Genomic DNA, 17,183 nt, shown 5'->3' on the forward strand with positions numbered 1-17,183 from the left:
CCGATGTGTCACGCGCGGCGGCGTGCCATGCGTGTTGCCGGAAGATATCGGGAAGGCCGACGGGGCGGCGTCTGGCAACGCCATGCCCGGGAGGAGGGGGCTATCGGTGAATCACGGCATGCGGCCCGCCCCTGTCCGGGACGGGCCGCATGCCGCTGCCGGCTCGCAGTGGCGCCGGCCCCGGCGAAGTCCGCCGGAGCATGGCGAAGCGGCGGCCGGCGGGCGCCGCCCGGCAAGGCCCGGGCGGCGCCAGTCCCGCCGCGCTCAGGCGAGCGCGGGGTAGTCGATGTAGCCTTCCGCGCCCGAGTGGTAGAAGGTTTCCGGCTGCGGCGCGTTGAGCGGCGCGTCGGTCTGCAGGCGGCGCGGCAGGTCCGGGTTGGCGATGAACAACTGGCCGAAGGCCACCGCGTCGGCTTCGCCGGCTTCCAGCACGTGCTGCGCCGTGGCCTTGGTCATGCGCTCGTTGGCGATGTAGACGCCGCCGAAGGCCTGCTTCAAGGCCGGGCCCAGGCGGTTGTCGCCGAGCGCCTCGCGCGCGCAGATGAAGGCGATCTTGCGCTTGCCGAGCTCGCGCGCCACGTAGCCGAAGGTGGCGGCCGGGTCGGAGTCGCCCATCGTGTGCGCGTCGCCGCGCGGCGCCAGGTGCATGCCCACGCGCGACGCGCCCCATACCTCGATGCAGGCGTCGGTCACTTCCAGCAGCAGGCGCGCGCGGTTCTCGATGGAGCCGCCGTAGGCGTCGGTGCGCTTGTTGGTGCTGTCCTGCAGGAACTGGTCGAGCAGGTAGCCGTTGGCGCCGTGCACTTCCACGCCGTCGAAGCCGGCGGCCTTGGCGTTCTCGGCGCCGTGGCGGTAGGCGGCGACGATGCCGGGGATCTCATCGGTTTCCAGCGCGCGCGGCGTGACGTAGGGGCGCTGCGGGCGCACCAGGCTGACGTGGCCCTGGGCGGCGATGGCGCTCGGCGCCACCGGCAGCTCGCCGTCGAGGAAGATCGGGTCGGAGATGCGGCCCACGTGCCAGAGCTGCAGGAAGATGCGGCCGCCGGCGGCGTGCACGGCATCGGTGACGACCTTCCAGCCGGCCACCTGCTCGTCGGACCAGATGCCCGGGGTGTCGGCGTAGCCCACGCCTTGCGGGGTGACGGCGGTGGCCTCGCTCAGGATCAGGCCGGCCGAGGCGCGCTGCACGTAGTACTGCGCCATCAGCGCGTTGGGCACGCGGCCGCCGCCCACCGCGCGCGAGCGCGTCAGCGGCGCCATGATGACGCGGTTGGGCAGGTCGAGGTCGCCAATGCGGATCGGGTCGAAAAGGGTAGTCATGATTGGTCCGGTATCAGGATAGACAGCAGGGTAGACAGGCACCATCGGTGCGGAAAAACTGCGGCGCTCGCGCGCCGCCGGGGTTCAGAGATCGCGGTGCATCCGTGCCAGGAAAGCCTGGATGGTCTGCTCGTCGCGCTTGAAGAAGATCCACTGGCCGACCCGCTTCGACGTCACCAGCCCCGCGCGCTGCAGCGTGGCGAGGTGCGCCGAGACCGTGGACTGCGACAGCCCGGTGCGCGCATCGATCAGGCCCGCGCACACGCCGATGTCGAGCGGGTGGTCCTGCATGGCGAAGTTCGCTTCCGGGTCTTTCAGCCAGTACAGGATGTTGCGCCGCAGCGGGTTGGCGAGGGCCTTGAGGATGGCGTCGATGTCGATGGCGTCGGAGTCCATTGGGGGCGGGTTGGCTGGTGGAGGAAACGGCCTGTTTCGTCTTTTGCCGAAACATATATCCGCTTCTCTCAAAATTAATATCGCAACTATACGATATACATCGCAACCTTGCTGGGGAGTCTCCCGCGCCGCTTTTCGCTTCGCTTCTTGCGCCGCTGCTTGCCTTGCTTTCTGCCTCACTTTCCGCGCCGCCGTGTGTATCGCGCATCATCTGGTTGCTTAAGGAAACCATGTTGGCTAGACTCCATCTGGTTTTCTGACGCAACCAGATGGAGTCTCCATGACCATGAACGCCGCCGCGCCGTGCGCGCGCGCTCCCGCCGCGGCGCCGGCCCGCATGGCCCCCGCGCTGGTGTGGCTGTTCGCGCTGGCCTGCGGGCTCAGCGTGGCCAACGTCTATTACGCGCAGCCGCTGCTCGACGCCGTGGCGCGCGAGTTCGGCTTCGCCGAGAGCGCCGTGGGCATCGTGGTGACGGCGACCCAGGCCGGCTGCGCGCTGGCGCTGCTGCTGCTGGTGCCGGTGGGCGACCTGATGGACCGGCGCCGGCTGATCCTGGCGCAACTGCTGCTGCTGGCGGTGGCGCTCGGCGCGGTCAGCCTGGCCGGCACGCGCGCCGCGCTGCTGGCCGGCATGCTGGCCGTGGGCCTGCTCGGCACGGCCATGACGCAGGGGCTGATCGCGTTCGCCGCCACGCTGGCGGCGCCCGACGAGCGCGGGCGCGTGGTGGGCGCCGCGCAGGGCGGCGTGGTGACGGGGCTGCTGGCGGCGCGTGCGCTGGCGGGCGTGCTGGCCGACCTGGCCGGCTGGCGCGCGGTGTACGCCACCTCGGGCGTGCTGGCGCTGCTGCTGTTCGCGGTGCTGGCGCGCCGCCTGCCGCGCCAGGCCATCGCGCCGGCGCGCCTGGGTTACGCGCGCCTGCTCGGCTCGATGTTCGTGCTGCTGCTCGGCGAGCGCACGCTGCAGATCCGCGGCGTGCTCGCCATGCTGATGTTCGCCGCGTTCAGCGCGTTCTGGACCACGCTGGTGCTGCCGCTGAGCGCGCCGCCGCATGCCATGTCGCACACCGCCATCGGCGCCTTCGGCCTGGTGGGCGCGGCCGGCGCGCTGGCCGCGGCGCGCACCGGCCGGCTGGCCGACCGTGGCCTGGGCCAGCGCACCACCGGCGTGGCGCTGGTGCTGCTGCTCGCCTGCTGGCTGCCCCTGGCGCTGGCGCCGCAGTCGCTGTGGCTGCTGGTGGCCGGCGTGCTGGTGCTCGACCTCGCCGGGCAGGCCATCCACGTCACCAACCAGAGTCTGGTGTTCCGCGTGCGGCCCGAGGCGCACGGTCGCCTGGTGGGCTGCTACATGCTCTTCTACGCACTGGGCAGCGGCGCCGGCGCCATCGCGTCGACCCACGTCTACGCGCGGGCCGGCTGGAGCGGCGTGTGCGTGCTGGGCGCGGTCATCAGCCTGGCGGCGCTGGTCTTCTGGGCGCTCACGCTGCGCGCCATGCCCGCGCAGGCAGGCCAGCCCTGAGCTGGCGGCGGCCAGGGGAGCGCGGATGGCGGCCGGGGCTTTCGTTTTCCTTGCGGAGCGGGATCCGTTTCCGGGCGTAAAGTCCGGGTAAATCACGGCACGTTCGCGTCAACCGAACCGCGTCCGTCCGCGTCAGAGCGGTGTCACCCACGCGCTCGCGCGAGCCGAGACAGGACCGCCATGCCTCTTCGCTTTCCACGTCTGACGACAACGTTGTACCTGGCCGTGGCCGTCGCGCTGCTGGCCGCCTGCGCGCAGGGCGGCGGCCCGCGGGACGGCGGCGCGTCCGCCGCCGCGCTCGGGCCGGCCGACCTGCACTGGCTCAACAGCGTGACCTTCGGCGCCGACCAGGCCGGCATCGAGCGGCTGCGCAGGCTGGGCCGCGCGCGCTATCTCGACGAGCAGATCGCGGCGCCGGCGCAGGACGGCGGCGAGCTCGCCGCCGCCATCGGCGCGCTGAGCATCGCGCAGCAAAGCGGCGCGCAGCGCCTGAGCGGCGTGCGCGCCGAGCAGCGGCGCATCAACGCGCTCGCCGACGAAGACGAAAAGCAGAAGGCGCGCGAGGCGCTCAACCGCGCCGGCAGCGAGGTGCTGCTCGACACCAGCCGCCGCCACCTGCTGCGCGCGCTCTACTCGCCGGCGCAACTGCGCGAGCAGATGACGTGGTTCTGGATGAACCATTTCAGCGTGTACTCGGGCAAGGGTTCGGTGCGCTGGGTGCTGGCCGACTACGAGGACCGCGCCATCCGGCCGCGCGCGCTCGGCCGGTTCCGCGACCTGCTGATGGCCACCGTGACCGCGCCCGCCATGCTGGAGTACCTGGACAACGCGCAGAGCGCCGCCAACCGCATCAACGAGAACTACGCGCGCGAGCTGATGGAGCTGCACACGCTCGGCGTGTCGGGCGGCGCCAGCGGCTCGCGCTACACGCAGCAGGACGTGCAGGAGCTGGCGCGCGTGCTGACCGGCCTGGGCATCAACGCCAGCGGCGAGCCGCCGAAGCTGCCGCCGCAGAAGCAGGCGCTGTACCGCGCCGATGGCGTGTTCGAGTTCAATCCGAACCGCCACGACTTCGGCGCCAAGACCCTGCTCGGCCACCGCATCGAGCCGTCCGGTTTTCACGAGGTGGAGCAGGCCGTCGACATCCTCAGCCGCGATCCGGCCACGGCGCGCTTCATCTCGGCCAGGATCGCCGCGCACTTCGTCGGCGACGCGCCGCCGCCGGCGCTGGTCGAGCGCATGGCGGCGGCGTTCACCAGGAGCGACGGCGACATCGCCACCGTGCTGCGCACGCTGTTCCTGTCGCCCGAGTTCGATGCCACGCTGGCCTCCGGCACGCGCCGCTTCAAGGACCCGATGCAGTTCGTGGCGTCGTCGCTGCGGCTGGCCTACGACGGCCGCATGGTGGCCAACCTGCGCCCGGCCATCGGCTGGCTCAACCAGCTCGGCGAGCCGCTCTACGGCCGCGTCACGCCCGACGGCTACCCCGCCGCGGAAAGCGCGTGGGCCAGCTCGGGCCAGATGGTCAAGCGCTTCGAGATCGCGCGCGCGATCGGCTCCGGGCAGGCCGGCCTGTTCTCGAAGGACGACGGCAAGCCGGCCGAGCGCACGGGTTTCCCGCAGCCGGGCAACCGCGTCTTCTTCGACAGCATCGAAGCCACGCTCGGCCCCGCCACGCGCACGGCCATGACGCAGGCGGCGTCGCAGGCGGAATGGAACACGATACTGCTGTCCTCGCCCGAGTGGATGCAGGACTAGACACGACACGGGAGCATCTCATGCAACGACGTGAATGGCTCAAACGCGCCGGCATGGCCGGACTGGCCACGCTGGCGCCCGGCATCGTCGCGCGCGCCTATGCGCTGCCGCAGCAGGCCGACGCGCGCTTCCTGCTGGTGTTCCTGCGCGGCGGCTACGATGCCACCAACGTGCTGGTGCCGGCGGGCAGCGATTTCTACTACGCCGCGCGGCCCACGATCGCCATCGCGCGGCCTGTCGCGCCCGCCGCGTCCGATACGCCGGCCGACCCGCGCGCGGCGCTCTCGCTCGCGGCGGCTTCCGACGGCGGCGCCGACCGCGGCATCGGCGACTGGGCGCTGCATCCCGCGCTCAGGGACAGCATGCTGCCGCTGTGGCGGAAGCGGCAGCTTGCCTTCGTGCCGTTCGCCGGCACCGAGGACCTGTCGCGCAGCCACTTCGAGACGCAGGACGGCGTGGAGGCGGGCCTGCCGCTGGCCGGCGCCAGCGGCGCGCGCAGCGTGGCGTCGCTGCGCGGCACCGGCTTTCTCAACCGGCTGGCCGGCGTCATGGGCGGGCGCGCCGCGCCGGTGGCCTTCACCGACGGCCTGCCGGTGGTGCTGAGCGGGCCGCTCAACGTGCCCAACGTCTCGCTCAAGGGCACCGGGCGCACGCCATTCGACGAGCGCCAGACGCGCGTGCTGGCGCAGATGTACCGCGGCACGCGCTTCGAGTCGCTGATCGACGAAGGCTTCGAGCTGCGCCAGACCGTGGCGCAGGAGGCCGAGGCCATGCAGCGCCGCAACGCCATGCTGGCGCAGGGCGGGCAAGGAGGACAGGGCGAGGGCGACGCCGCGATGGCCGGCCGCATGCAGGAGATGCAGGCGGCCAACCGGCGCGCGCTCAGCGCCCGCGGCTTCGAGCTCGAGGCGCGCCGCATGGCCGGCCTGATGCGCGAGCGCTTCAACCTCGGCTTCATCGACGTGGGCGGCTGGGACACGCACGTCAACCAGGGCGGCGCGCAGGGGCAGCTGGCCAGCCTGCTCGACAACCTCGGGCGCGGCATTGCCGGCTTCGCCGAGGAGATCGGCCCCGCGTGGAACCAGACCACGCTGGTGGTGGTGTCCGAGTTCGGCCGCACCTTCCGCGAGAACGGCACGCGCGGCACCGACCACGGCCACGGCACGGTGTACTGGGTGGCCGGCGGCGCGGTGCGCGGCGGGCGCATCGCCGGCGAGCAGGTGGCGGTGGAGCAGCGCACGCTCAACCAGAACCGCGACTGGCCCGTGCTCAACGAATACCGCGCGCTGCTGGGCGGCCTCTTCCGGCGCCTCTACGGGCTGGACGACGCGCGCCTGGCGCAGGTGTTTCCCGGCGCGCGCGCCGTGGACCTCGGGCTGGTCTGACAGCGCGGACTCAGCCGGCCAGCGCCTTCAGTTCCGCCTGCAGCTTCGCCATTTCCTGCATCACCTCCGCCGTGAACGCGGGGCCTTCCCAGGCGCGGTAGTGCTGCTGCGCGTAGGCCAGCGCGTTCTTGTAGTAGAGGAAGGCATTGAGCCGGTTGCGCACGTAGCTGTTGTGCGTGCGCGTGACCTTGCCGGGGCTGCCCATCACGATGGAATTGGGCGGGATCACGGTGCCTTCCTTGAGGAAGGCATGGCCGGCCACGATGCTGTTGTCGCCGATCACGCAGGCGTCCATGATGGTGGCGTTGATGCCGATCAGGCAGTTGTCGCCGATGGTGCAGCCGTGGATGGTGCAGTGATGGGTGATCGAGCAATGGCTGCCGATGAGGGTGGGCGTGCGGTCGCCCACGTGCAGCATGGCGAAGTCCTGGATGTTGGTGTACGCGCCGATCACGATTTCCGTGTGCTCGGCGCGCGCGGCCGCGTTGATCCAGATCGACGCGTGCTCGTGCACCGTGACCTTGCCGTAGAGGTAGGCCGATTCATGCACGTAGGCGCTCGGGTGGATGCGCACGTCGGGTCCGATCACTGCCATTGTCGTCTCCTGGTTGTGATGATGCCGCGATGGTGTCGTGATGGCTGGCTCCGGCCGATTGTACGCGCCGGCCGCCGGCTGCGGATTGTGCCGCGGCGGCGGCGATGCTACCTTCGCTGCATGACGGCGGCCGGTGCCGCCGCGGCCCAGCCTGGGATACCACATGACAGTTCCTCCTTGCCGGACCGACGCCCGCGCAAAACCGGGCGCGCCCGCGCGGCTCCGCCTGCCGGCGCTGCTGCTGTTGCTGTGCGGCGTCCTCGGCGCCGCGCGGGCGCAGCCGGCCGCGCCCGCGTCCACAGACAACGCCGCCGCTGCCGTGTCCGCCGCATTGGCGGAGTCGCCGCCAGCCGCGCCGGGCACCATCTGCGACACCGGCTGGTTCCGCTCCGGCGCCCGCACGCAGATGGAAGCCGACGGCGACATGCCGATGTCGATCACCATGACGATCCGCCATCCGGTGCGCACCGAGACCGGCTGCAGCGCCTGGCTGACGATCCATTCCAAGTCCGCGCTGGCGGCGATGATGGGGCCGCCGGTGGTGATGGACCAGGTACACCACATGAATTTCGACCGCGCGGCCGGCGGCACCGGCGGCACGGTCAGCAGCCAGCGCGCCACCATCAATGCGCGGGCGCGCTATACACGCCTGTTCGGCGAGGCCTCGTTCCAGGGCCACGGCGTGCTCAGCTACGCCGGCCTGGCGGTGCGCGAAGGCGCGGTGCTGCCCGGCGAGACGCTCACCTCCAGCCTCGACCTGGAGATCCACAGCCTGGCCACCGACGCCTTCGTCACCACCATCCGCGCGCCGTCGGCCTCCGTCACCATCGGCGAGCGGCGCGTGGGCCGCGCGCGCGCCATCGAGACGACGCTGGGCCGCCGCGAGTGCATGCCGATCACCTACGAGAAGCGCAACTCGCTCGGCCCGGTGCTGATGGGCGACGAGGTGATTCAGACCGAACCCGCGGTCATGGAGATCACCGACTGGTACTGCCCCACGGAGTCCTTCGTGCTGCGCACGGAGGTGCGGCAGAAGGGCAAGGTCGAGACCATCGACACCACCGCGCTGGGCCTGCTGGGAGACGACCAGCCGTGAGACCCCGCGCGGCGGCGCGGAAAAATCTGCGGCGCGGAAAAAAATAGCTTGCAATTGAATCGCGCACGATATAAATTACGGCTCATGGACACGAAACGCACTCCCCGGAACAAGCAGGCAGCGCCCGGCGCCGGTCTCGACAGCGCCTCCGTGCTGCTGCTGGACCACCAGTTCTGCTTTTCCGTGTATGCCACTTCGCTGGCCCTGAACAAGCTTTACCGCAAGTTGCTGGCGCCGCTGGGCCTGACCTATCCGCAATACCTCGTGATGATGGTGCTGTGGGAGGCCGATGGCCTGACGGTGTCGGACATCGGCGCGCGCCTGCACCTGGACTCGGCCACGCTGACGCCGCTGCTCAAGCGCATGGAAGCGCAGTCGCTGCTGCGCCGCGAGCGCGCCGCGGCCGACGAGCGGCAGGTCATCGTCACGCTGACCCCGCACGGGCGCGCGCTGCGGCAGCAGGCCGAGGCGGTGCCGCGCGCGGTGCTGTGCGCGGCCGATTGCGGCATCGAGAAGATCGCGTCGGTCAAGGCGGAGCTCGACAAGCTGCGCGAGCGCTTCGCCGACGCGGGCAGTTGAATGGGCAGTTGAAGGAAGGCGCGGGCGAATGCCCCGCCGGAACGCAAGATAAGTAGTGCACGATTTAATCGCTAGCGATGTTGAGTGCCGCAACCGGGCACTGGCGATGCGCGGCAGATAGTAGATAGTAAGTAGCAGCAGCACACGGCAGTACCGCAGCAGGCAGTACCCCATAACCCCTCGGCTCCCCGGAGCCGGCAGTGTCACTCTCAGTCAACGAACCGGAGATTCATCATGTCGATCGAAAAAGTCCTTTACCGCGCCAGCGCCACCGCCACCGGAGGCCGTGACGGCCGCTCGGTGTCTTCCGACAACGTGCTGGACGTCAAGCTGGCCACCCCGCGCGAGCTGGGCGGCGCGGGCGGTGTCGGCACCAACCCCGAGCAACTGTTCGCCGCGGGCTATTCGGCCTGCTTCCTGGGCGCGCTGAAGTTCGTCGCGGCCCGCGAGAAGATCGCGCTGCCCGCGGATACCTCGATCACCGGCCAGGTCGGCATCGGCGCGATTCCCACCGGCTTCGGCATCGAGGTGAACCTGAACATCTCGCTGCCCGGCGTGGACCGCGCCGTCGCGCAGTCGCTGGTCGACAAGGCCCATATCGTGTGCCCGTACTCGAACGCCACGCGCGGCAACATCGACGTGCGCCTGACGCTGATCTGAGGCGCCGCGCCGGCGGCCCGCCTCCGCACGGGGAGACGGGCCGCCGGCATGCTCTAGAATCGCGGCAGGACAAGGCTTGCCATCCGGCAACGCCTTGCGCCGCCACGAAAACAAGAACGGAGACACCGTGCGTTACGAACTGACGGACCTGCGCCTGTTCCAGGCCATTGCCGAAGCGCAGAACCTGTCCAGCGGGGCCTCCGCGATCCACATCACGGCATCCGCCGCCAGCTACCGCCTGAAGAACCTCGAGCATGCGATGGGCACGCCGCTGTTCGTGCGCAACGCGCGCGGCATGGAGCTCACGCCCGCCGGCCAGACCCTGCTCGCGCACGTGCGCGAACTGCTGCAAGGGGTGGAGCGCATGCACGGCGAGGTGGGGCGCTTCTCGGCCGGCCTCAAGGGCCATATCCGCCTGCTGGCCAACAGCAGCTCGCTCAACGGCTTCATCATCCCCAGCGTGAGCCGCTTCCTGGCGGCCAACCCGGACGTCAACATCGACCTCGAAGAACGCGCCAGCCAGGCCATTCCCGCCGCGGTGGCGGCGCAGGAGGCCGACATCGGCATCCTCGCCGGCGACATCGATGCCGGCGGCGTGCGCGCCGAGCGCTATGCCGTGGACGAACTGGTCCTCGCCGTGCCGCCCGACCATCCGCTCGCGCGGCAGGCCGAGCTGCGCTTCGGCGCGGCGCTCGAATTCGATTTCGTCTGCATGAGCCGCGGCAGCAGCAATTTCCTGTTCCTGCGCGACATGGCGCAGCGCGCCGGCAAGAGCCCCAACGTGCGCCTGCACGCGCACAGCTTCGAGGCCGCGCTGTCGCTGGTGGAGGCCGGCGTGGGCGTGGCGCTGGTGCCGCGCAGCGTGGCCGCGCAGGCGCTGCGCGAGGCGCGCGTGGTCGGCGTGCGGCTGGCCGAGCCGTGGGCGCGCCGCGAGCTGAACCTGATCGTGCGCGCGGAGCGCAAGCTGCCGTCCTTCACCGCCGCCTTCGTGCAGTTCCTGCTGGACGATCCGCGCGTGGCGGCCACGCGGGAAGACGCCCCGCCGCCGGGCCGGGAGACATGAATAAACCGACTTCGTTTCGGTTGATTAAATCATTTCAAGAATACGTGGCGGGTCATTACACTTTCTTCGTGTACTCCTGATGACAGGGGTGCGCACAAGGAAAAACACAATGACCAAAAAGCAAAAGCTGGCCGCCGCGCTGGCACTCTCCCTGCTCGCCACGTCACCGGCGTGGAGCGCCGGCACGCCCTCGCAAGCGCCTTCCCCGACCGTCTCCGATACTTCCCCTTCCGCCCCCGCCACCAGGGCGAGCCGCGTGGCCGCGCTGTTCGGCAGCCCCGCCGACCTGCGCGCCACCACGCGCACCGTGACGCTCGCGCCCGGCATGAACTACGTCAACGTCGCCTCCGGCGAATCGGTGGCCTTCAACGCCGGCGGCAGGAGCGCGGGCTGGACCTTCCTCGAGGCCGCCGGCGGCACCTCGTTCGACATGGCGCTGATCCTGCCGGACCTGCCGCAGGCCAGGGGCATCCGCGTGTACGTGGGCGCCAGCGACGTGTTCCACGGCGGCTGACGCGCGCGGCGGCGGGCTGACGGCGCTGCCGGCCCGGCAGATGTGAGCGCGGGCCGGCGCGCCGCCGGCCGAGCGTTCCAATTCCACGAACTGCCGGTTCGAATTTTTCGGATGGCCCGATGGCGGGCGCAAAAAATATACTGGCTGCCAGCTCCAGGCCCGTGGAAGGCGGCTCCTTCGTCCCATGCCGGTCCGGCGGCGACATACAAGAACGATTCATCCGGAGACAGCCGTGAAACCCTTCCAGGCCCGCCTGCGCCTGCTCGCCTTGTGCGGCAGCATCTTTTCCACCTTCCTCGCGGCCGGCGCCGCGCACGCGCAGCCGGCCGCGGCCGAAGCGTGGCCCGCCAAGCCGGTGACCATCGTGGTGGCGTTCGCGCCCGGCGGCATGACCGACATCGTCGGGCGCCTGCTGGCCGCCGAGCTGTCGCAGGCGTTCAGGCAGAGCTTCGTGGTGGAGAACCGTCCCGGCGCGGCCGGGCAGGTCGCCACCGAGTACGTGGCGCGCAAGCCCAGTGACGGCTACACGCTGCTGCTCAGCGCGACCGGCCACGTGATCGGCCCGGCGGTGCAGAAGAACGTGCGCTACCAGCCGGTGAAGGATTTCGAGCCGATCGCGCTGATCGCCAAGGCGCCCAACATGCTGGTGGTGAACCCGTCCGTGCCGGCCCACACGCTGCCGGAGTTCATCAAGTGGGCCAAGGCGCAGCCGAGCGTGCCCTACGGCTCGGCCGGCGTGGGCGGCTCCACGCACCTGGCCGGCGAGCTGTTCCGGCAGGTGGCCGGCGTGCCGCTGGTGCACGTGCCGTACAAGGGCGCGTCGCCGTCCACCAACGACGTGGTGGCCGGGCAGATCCCGATGGTGTTCCAGGATTCGATGAGCGTGTCCGCCTTCATCGCCGCCGGCAAGCTGCGGCCCATCGCCGTGACCAGCGCCGAGCGCAGCAAGCTGTTTCCCGAGCTGCCGACCATCGCCGAGGCCGGCTTCAAGAACTACGACCTCTACACCTGGCTCGGCCTGTACGCGCCGGCCGGCACCGCGCCGGACATCGTGGCGCGCCTGAACCGCGAGGCCAACCGCATCATGCGCTCGCCCGCGATGGCCGAGAAGCTGCGCAAGCAGAGCGCCGAGGCCGGCGGCACGCTCGACCCGGCGGCGTTCCGCCAGTACGTGGAGGCCGAGGTGGCCAAGTGGCAGCGCACGGTGCAGGTCACCGGCGTGAAGGTGGACGAGTGAATTCCCACTCAATCCATTCGACCCACTCAACCCATCGCGGAGCGGCTTCCATGCACGGCAGCACAGGCGCGTCCACCGACAGCGAAACCCGGGGCGCGGACACTTTCTATTTCGCCAGCCTGGCGCGGGGCAGCTTCGTCATGCCGCGCTGTGCGGACTGCGGGCGCTGGCATTTCTTCCCGCGCGTGCTGTGCCCGCACTGCGGCTCCGACGCGCTGGCCTGGCAGGCGCCCTCGGGCGGCGCCACGGTGTATTCCACCACCACGGTGCGCCGGCCGGAAGGCGACTACAACGTCAGCCTGATCGACCTCGACGAAGGCCCGCGCATGATGAGCCGGGTCGCGGGCGTGGCGCCGGACGCGGTGCGCATCGGCATGCGCGTGCGCGCGCGGATCGCGCAGGAGGCGGCCGGGCCGCTGCTGGAATTCGTCGTCGCGCAGGTGCAGCCATGAGCGACACGCACGGCACGCGGCGCGGCGCCGTCGCCATCCTCGGCACCGGGCTGGCCGGCCTGGGCCACGCGGGCGGGCGCACCGAGCAGGAGATCATCGCGCAGGCGGCGCACGCGGCGGTGCGGGCCAGCGGCCTGCGCATGCGCGACATCGACGGCATCATCACCGCCAGCCTCACCTCGCCCTGGTGGGTGATGCGCATGGCCGAGTACCTCGGCATCCGGCCGCGCTTTTCCGACAGCACCATGTTCGGCGGCTCGTCCTTCATCGCCGACCTCAAGATCGCGGCGATGGCCATCGAGGCCGGCGAGTGCGACAACGTGCTGGTCTGCTACGGCGCCACGCCGCGCAGCGCGCCGAGCAGTACGCGCCAGAACCAGATGCGCGCCGAGCTGGACCCGCAGCCCTACGAGCATCCGTACAAGCCGTTCAACCCGCCCAGCAGCTACGCGCTGGCGGCGGCGCGCCACATGCACCAGTACGGCACCACGCGCACGCAGCTGGCCGAGGTGGCGGTGGCCGCGCGCAAGTGGGCGCAGCGCAACCCCGATGCGTTTGCGCGCGGCCCGCTGAGCGTGGACGACGTGCTCGGCGCGAAGATGATTTCCGATCCGCTCACGGTGCGCGACTGCTGCCTGGTGACGGACGGCGCCGGCGCCTTCGTGGTCACGCGCGCCGACCGCGCGCGCGGCCTGCACGCCAGCCCCGTCTACGTGCTCGGCTGCGGGCACGCGCACTGGCACCGGCAGATCTCGTGCATGGACGACGTGACCGTGACCCCGGCCGTGGAGTCGGGCCGCAAGGTCTTCGCCGAAGCCGGCCTGACGCCGGCCGACATCGACGTGGTGGAGCTGTACGACGCCTTCACCATCAACCCGATCCTGTTCCTGGAGGACCTCGGCTTCTGCGCCAAGGGCGAGGGCGGCGCCTTCGTCTCGGGCGGGCGCATCGAGCCCGGCGGCGCGTTCCCGATGAACACCAACGGCGGCGGGCTGTCGTGCACGCACCCGGGCATGTACAGCATCTTCCTGGTGATCGAGGCGGTCGCGCAGCTGCGCCGCGAGGCCGGCGCGCGCCAGGTGCCGGGCGCGCAGGTGGCGCTGGTGCACGGCAATGGCGGCGTGCTGTCGAGCCAGGCCACGGCCATCCTGTCCACCGCAGTCTGAACCTTCACCGCATCTTCGCGAGCCTGCCATGACACTGCCTTCCGCCAGCATCCCGGACAACATCGCCCTGAGCCCGACCGTGCGCTACCAGCGCCACGGCCGCGTGGCCGTGCTGCTGATCGACAACCCGCCGGTCAACGGCCTCGGCGACACCGTGCGCCTGGGCCTGTACGAAGGACTGGCCGCGGCGGCGCGCGACGACACCGTCGCCGCCGTGGCCATCCTCGGCGCCGGCAAGGCGTTCTGCGGCGGCGCCGACATCCGCCAGTTCAATACGCCGGCGGCCAGCGCGCGGCCCACGCTGCGCGAGGTGATCGCGCGCATCGAACAGTCCGCCAGGCCGGTGGTGGCGGCCATCCACGGCGTGGCGCTGGGCGGCGGCATGGAGCTGGCGCTCGGCTGCCACTACCGCATCGCCAGCGCCGATGCCAGCCTGGGCCTGCCCGAGGTCAACCTCGGCCTGGTGCCGGGCGGCGGCGGCACGCAGCGGCTGCCGCGCCTGATCGGCGTGGCGGCGGCGCTGGACCTGATCCAGTCCGGCCGGCCGGTGCGCGGCGAGCGCGCGCTGGCGCTGGGCATGACCGATGCGCTGATCGAGGGCGAGCCGCTCGCCGCCGCGCTGGCTTTCGCGCGGCGCGTGGCGGACCTGCCGGGCGCGCATCCGGTGATCGCGCGCCGGCCATGCGCCGACGGCGCGGGCGTGGACTTCGCCGCGCGCGTGGCCGCGGTCGGCGCGCGCGCCCGCAACGCGCTGGCGCAGCGCGCCGCGATCGCCTGCGTGGAGGCGGCGACGCGCCTGCCGCTGGAGGCGGGGCTCGATGCCGAGCGCGCGCATTTCGATGAGCTCGTGGCCGGCCCGGAATCTCGGGCGCTGCGCCACCTGTTCTTCGCCGAGCGCGAGGCGCCCAAGGTCGCCGCCGCGCCGGCGGGCGAGGCGCCGCGCGAGGTGGCGAACGAGGTGGCGCGCGTGGGCATCCTCGGCGCCGGCACGATGGGCGCGGGCATCGCGATGGCGTTCGCCAACGCCGGCATCCCGGTGACGCTGTGCGAGCAGCGCGAGGACGCGCTGGCGCGCGGCATGGCGCAGATCCGCCGCAACTACGAGATCACCGCGGCCAAGGGCAAGCTCACGCCGCGGGACGTCGCGCAGCGCATGGCGCGCATCACGCCCACGCTCGCCGACACGGAGCTGGCGCGGGCCGACCTCGTGATCGAGGCGGTGTTCGAGGACATGGCCGTCAAGCAGGCCGTGTTCGCCCGGCTCGACGCGATCTGCAAGGCGGGCGCGATGCTCGCCACCAATACCTCGCGGCTGGACGTCGACGTCATCGCGGCGGCGACCTCGCGCCCGCGCGACGTGATCGGGCTGCACTTCTTCAGCCCCGCCAACGTGATGAAGCTGCTGGAAGTGGTGCGCGGCCGGCAGACCGCGCCGGCGGTGGTCGCGGCCTGCATGAAGCTGGCCCGGGACATCGGCAAGATCCCGGTGCTGGTGGGCGTGTGCGAAGGCTTCGTCGGCAACCGCATGCTCACGCCCTACTGGCGCGAGGCCGGCTTCCTGCTGGAGGAGGGCGCCTCGCCGCGGCAGGTGGACGGCGCGCTGACCGGCTTCGGCATGGCGATGGGCCCGCTGGCGATGGCCGACCTCGCCGGCATGGACATCAACTGGGCCACGCGCAAGCGGCTGGCGCCGACGCGGCCGGCCCACCTGCGCTACTCGAAGGTGGCCGACCGCATCTGCGAGCTGGGCCGCTTCGGCCAGAAGACCGCGGCCGGCTACTACCGCTACGAAGCCGGCAGCCGCGCGCCGCTGCCGGACCCGCTGGTCGACGAGATCATCCGCGCCTGCGCGGCCGAGGCCGGCATCGCGCGCCGCGCGGTGGACGACGCGGAAATCGTCGAGCGCTGCATGCTGGCGCTGGTCAACGAAGGCGCGCGCATCCTGGAAGAGGGCATCGCGCGGCGCGCCTCGGACATCGACGTGGTGTACGTGCATGGCTACGGCTTCCCGGCGTGGCGCGGCGGGCCGATGTTCCACGCGCGGCGCCTGGGCCTGGCGCGGGTGCTGGAGCGCATCCGCGCGCTCGAAGCCGCGCACGGCGGGCACTGGGCGCCCGCGCCGCTGCTGGTGCGGCTGGTGGCCGAGGGGCGCGCCGCGTTCGACGTGGACTGAGGGGCGGGACGAGCGGCGCTTCGCCGCCGCCGCCACCGCCGCCGCCGCGCGCATGGCGCGTGCCGGCCTGCTATGCTCCGGGCTTTACCAGCCATCATGGAGTCGAGCGTGCACGCGCCTTCCGCCGCCGGTTCGCGCCGGACGAACCCCCGCCCCGGCCGCCGCGCGGCGACGCCGGCATGACGGCGCGGCCGCTCCTGCTGCGCCTGCCGCCGTGGCTGCGCCCGCTGCTGCGTCCGCTGCTCGACCCGGCGCGCCGCTACCGGCACGCGCGGCTGATCCACTCGGTGCGCGTGGCGCTCGGGCTGCTGGCCTCGATCGCGCTGACCACCGGCATGGACATCCCGCACGGCGAATGGGCCTCGATCACGCTGCTGGTGGTGGTCGGCGGCCTGCAGCACCAGGGCAACATCCGCCGCAAGGCGGCCGAGCGCGCGCTCGGCACGCTGATCGGCGCGGGCGCGGGGCTGGCGATCATCCTGCAGCAGTCGTGGCTGCAGGCGCCGCTGCTCAGCTATGCGCTGATCGCGGTCGCCTGCGCCGTGTGCGCGTATCACGCGATCGGCAAGGGCGGCTACATCGCGCTGCTGTCGGCCATCACCATCTTCATCGTCGCCGGCCACGGCGAGAACGCCATCGCCGACGGCCTGTGGCGCACGGCCGACGTGCTGATCGGCATCGCGGTGGCGCTGCTGTTCTCGTTCGCGCTGCCGCTGCATGCCACCTACACCTGGCGCCACAAGCTGGCCGAGGCGCTGCGCAGCTGCGCGCGCATGCAGACCGCCATCGCGCTCGACGCGGACCTCGACGCCGCCGCCCTGCAGCGCGCGATGACGCTGCAGGGCAGCCTGCTGGTGGCGCTGCGCGGGCTGATGCCGTCGGTGGCCAAGGAGACCAACATCCCGATGGCGCAGCTGGAGTCGATCCAGCACGGGCTGCGCGTCTGCATCAGCCTGCTGGAGGTGCTGGCCGCGGTGCGGCCGCGGCAGGAAGGTGCGGAAGACGGCGCGGAAGACGGCGCCGCCGTGCGCGCCCAGCTGGTGGCGACGGCGCGGCGCATGCAGTCGATGCTGATCGGCATGGCGCGCGCGCTGGTCCACGGCGTGCCGGCGCGGCTGGCCGCGCGCGGCGGCGCCGTGCCCGCGATGCCGGCGCTGTCAGGGCCGTGGGCGGGCTACCTGTCGCTCACGCAGCGGCTGGAGTGCGAGTTCGCGCAGGTGCGCGAGGCGCTGGCCGCCACCGCCGGGCAGTGGAACCTCTGATGCCGGCGCGG

Annotated in this window: 16 protein-coding genes; 13 read left to right on the plus strand and 3 right to left on the minus strand. The window is 71.7% G+C overall.

Annotation, left to right across the window (positions count from 1 at the left end):
* Positions 1-264: 264 nt before the first annotated feature.
* Both KF708C_RS13765 and KF708C_RS13770 read right to left on the minus strand, forming a co-directional pair.
* Entirely contained in the window at positions 265-1,320 is a 1,056-nt protein-coding gene (locus KF708C_RS13765; protein ID WP_020205048.1) for an alkene reductase, read from the minus strand.
* A gap of 84 nt (positions 1,321-1,404) precedes the next feature.
* Complete coding sequence (locus tag KF708C_RS13770) at positions 1,405-1,716, minus strand: ArsR/SmtB family transcription factor (protein WP_020205049.1); 312 nt, start codon at positions 1,714-1,716, stop codon at positions 1,405-1,407.
* Positions 1,717-1,996: 280 nt separating this feature from the next.
* Between KF708C_RS13770 and KF708C_RS13775 the strand changes: the two genes are divergently transcribed.
* From KF708C_RS13775 to KF708C_RS13785, 3 genes are all read left to right on the plus strand, one after another.
* A complete protein-coding gene (locus KF708C_RS13775; RefSeq protein ID WP_020205050.1) occupies positions 1,997-3,232 on the plus strand; it encodes an MFS transporter in 1,236 nt (411 codons plus the stop codon).
* 180 nt (positions 3,233-3,412) lie between these two features.
* A complete protein-coding gene (locus KF708C_RS13780; RefSeq protein ID WP_059412234.1) occupies positions 3,413-4,990 on the plus strand; it encodes a DUF1800 domain-containing protein in 1,578 nt (525 codons plus the stop codon).
* A gap of 20 nt (positions 4,991-5,010) precedes the next feature.
* The gene (locus KF708C_RS13785) at positions 5,011-6,375 is read left to right on the plus strand and encodes a DUF1501 domain-containing protein (protein ID WP_059412236.1); all 1,365 of its coding nucleotides are present in this window, start codon (positions 5,011-5,013) and stop codon (positions 6,373-6,375) included.
* A 10-nt stretch (positions 6,376-6,385) separates the two neighbouring features.
* Here KF708C_RS13785 and KF708C_RS13790 read toward each other — a convergent pair whose 3' ends face one another.
* Entirely contained in the window at positions 6,386-6,970 is a 585-nt protein-coding gene (locus KF708C_RS13790) for a gamma carbonic anhydrase family protein (protein ID WP_059412237.1), read from the minus strand.
* Between the two features lie 163 nt (positions 6,971-7,133).
* Between KF708C_RS13790 and KF708C_RS13795 the strand changes: the two genes are divergently transcribed.
* The 10 genes from KF708C_RS13795 to KF708C_RS13840 all read left to right on the plus strand — a co-directional run bounded on the left by KF708C_RS13795 (position 7,134) and on the right by KF708C_RS13840 (position 17,172).
* Positions 7,134-8,066: a hypothetical protein gene (locus KF708C_RS13795; RefSeq protein ID WP_059412239.1), complete on the plus strand. Its 933-nt coding sequence runs from the start codon at positions 7,134-7,136 to the stop codon at positions 8,064-8,066.
* An 84-nt stretch (positions 8,067-8,150) separates the two neighbouring features.
* Positions 8,151-8,645, plus strand: a complete 495-nt coding sequence (locus KF708C_RS13800; protein ID WP_020205055.1) for a MarR family winged helix-turn-helix transcriptional regulator — start codon at positions 8,151-8,153, stop codon at positions 8,643-8,645.
* 234 nt (positions 8,646-8,879) lie between these two features.
* Positions 8,880-9,305 (plus strand): organic hydroperoxide resistance protein, encoded by a 426-nt coding sequence (locus KF708C_RS13805; RefSeq protein WP_059412241.1) that lies wholly within the window; start codon positions 8,880-8,882, stop codon positions 9,303-9,305.
* A gap of 127 nt (positions 9,306-9,432) precedes the next feature.
* Positions 9,433-10,368 (plus strand): LysR family transcriptional regulator, encoded by a 936-nt coding sequence (locus KF708C_RS13810; RefSeq protein ID WP_059412302.1) that lies wholly within the window; start codon positions 9,433-9,435, stop codon positions 10,366-10,368.
* 109 nt (positions 10,369-10,477) lie between these two features.
* The gene (locus KF708C_RS13815) at positions 10,478-10,882 is read left to right on the plus strand and encodes a CzcE family metal-binding protein (RefSeq protein WP_059412243.1); all 405 of its coding nucleotides are present in this window, start codon (positions 10,478-10,480) and stop codon (positions 10,880-10,882) included.
* 232 nt (positions 10,883-11,114) lie between these two features.
* A complete protein-coding gene (locus KF708C_RS13820; protein WP_020205059.1) occupies positions 11,115-12,119 on the plus strand; it encodes a tripartite tricarboxylate transporter substrate binding protein in 1,005 nt (334 codons plus the stop codon).
* A 50-nt stretch (positions 12,120-12,169) separates the two neighbouring features.
* Entirely contained in the window at positions 12,170-12,571 is a 402-nt protein-coding gene (locus KF708C_RS13825; protein ID WP_059412247.1) for a Zn-ribbon domain-containing OB-fold protein, read from the plus strand.
* Positions 12,568-13,737 (plus strand): thiolase, encoded by a 1,170-nt coding sequence (locus tag KF708C_RS13830; protein ID WP_059412249.1) that lies wholly within the window; start codon positions 12,568-12,570, stop codon positions 13,735-13,737. The genes KF708C_RS13825 and KF708C_RS13830 overlap by 4 nt, the downstream gene beginning before the upstream one ends.
* A gap of 28 nt (positions 13,738-13,765) precedes the next feature.
* Complete coding sequence (locus tag KF708C_RS13835; protein ID WP_059412250.1) at positions 13,766-15,910, plus strand: 3-hydroxyacyl-CoA dehydrogenase NAD-binding domain-containing protein; 2,145 nt, start codon at positions 13,766-13,768, stop codon at positions 15,908-15,910.
* Positions 15,911-16,089: 179 nt separating this feature from the next.
* Complete coding sequence (locus tag KF708C_RS13840; RefSeq protein WP_059412252.1) at positions 16,090-17,172, plus strand: FUSC family protein; 1,083 nt, start codon at positions 16,090-16,092, stop codon at positions 17,170-17,172.
* Positions 17,173-17,183 lie beyond the last annotated feature (11 nt).

The organism is Cupriavidus basilensis (assembly GCF_000876015.1).
In the GTDB taxonomy this organism is placed as follows: domain Bacteria; phylum Pseudomonadota; class Gammaproteobacteria; order Burkholderiales; family Burkholderiaceae; genus Cupriavidus; species Cupriavidus basilensis_B.

What these genes read in the sequence shown, in the direction of transcription:
- KF708C_RS13790 (WP_059412237.1), bottom strand. Translation starts at nt 6,970, where the DNA reads ATGGCAGTGATCGGACCCGACGTGCGCATCCACCCGAGCGCCTACGTG.
- KF708C_RS13825 (WP_059412247.1), top strand. Translation starts at nt 12,170, where the DNA reads ATGCACGGCAGCACAGGCGCGTCCACCGACAGCGAAACCCGGGGCGCG.
- KF708C_RS13780 (WP_059412234.1), top strand. Translation starts at nt 3,413, where the DNA reads ATGCCTCTTCGCTTTCCACGTCTGACGACAACGTTGTACCTGGCCGTG.
- KF708C_RS13840 (WP_059412252.1), top strand. Translation starts at nt 16,090, where the DNA reads ATGACGGCGCGGCCGCTCCTGCTGCGCCTGCCGCCGTGGCTGCGCCCG.
- KF708C_RS13830 (WP_059412249.1), top strand. Translation starts at nt 12,568, where the DNA reads ATGAGCGACACGCACGGCACGCGGCGCGGCGCCGTCGCCATCCTCGGC.
- KF708C_RS13795 (WP_059412239.1), top strand. Translation starts at nt 7,134, where the DNA reads ATGACAGTTCCTCCTTGCCGGACCGACGCCCGCGCAAAACCGGGCGCG.
- KF708C_RS13815 (WP_059412243.1), top strand. Translation starts at nt 10,478, where the DNA reads ATGACCAAAAAGCAAAAGCTGGCCGCCGCGCTGGCACTCTCCCTGCTC.
- KF708C_RS13800 (WP_020205055.1), top strand. Translation starts at nt 8,151, where the DNA reads ATGGACACGAAACGCACTCCCCGGAACAAGCAGGCAGCGCCCGGCGCC.
- KF708C_RS13835 (WP_059412250.1), top strand. Translation starts at nt 13,766, where the DNA reads ATGACACTGCCTTCCGCCAGCATCCCGGACAACATCGCCCTGAGCCCG.
- KF708C_RS13770 (WP_020205049.1), bottom strand. Translation starts at nt 1,716, where the DNA reads ATGGACTCCGACGCCATCGACATCGACGCCATCCTCAAGGCCCTCGCC.
- KF708C_RS13805 (WP_059412241.1), top strand. Translation starts at nt 8,880, where the DNA reads ATGTCGATCGAAAAAGTCCTTTACCGCGCCAGCGCCACCGCCACCGGA.
- KF708C_RS13775 (WP_020205050.1), top strand. Translation starts at nt 1,997, where the DNA reads ATGACCATGAACGCCGCCGCGCCGTGCGCGCGCGCTCCCGCCGCGGCG.
- KF708C_RS13785 (WP_059412236.1), top strand. Translation starts at nt 5,011, where the DNA reads ATGCAACGACGTGAATGGCTCAAACGCGCCGGCATGGCCGGACTGGCC.
- KF708C_RS13765 (WP_020205048.1), bottom strand. Translation starts at nt 1,320, where the DNA reads ATGACTACCCTTTTCGACCCGATCCGCATTGGCGACCTCGACCTGCCC.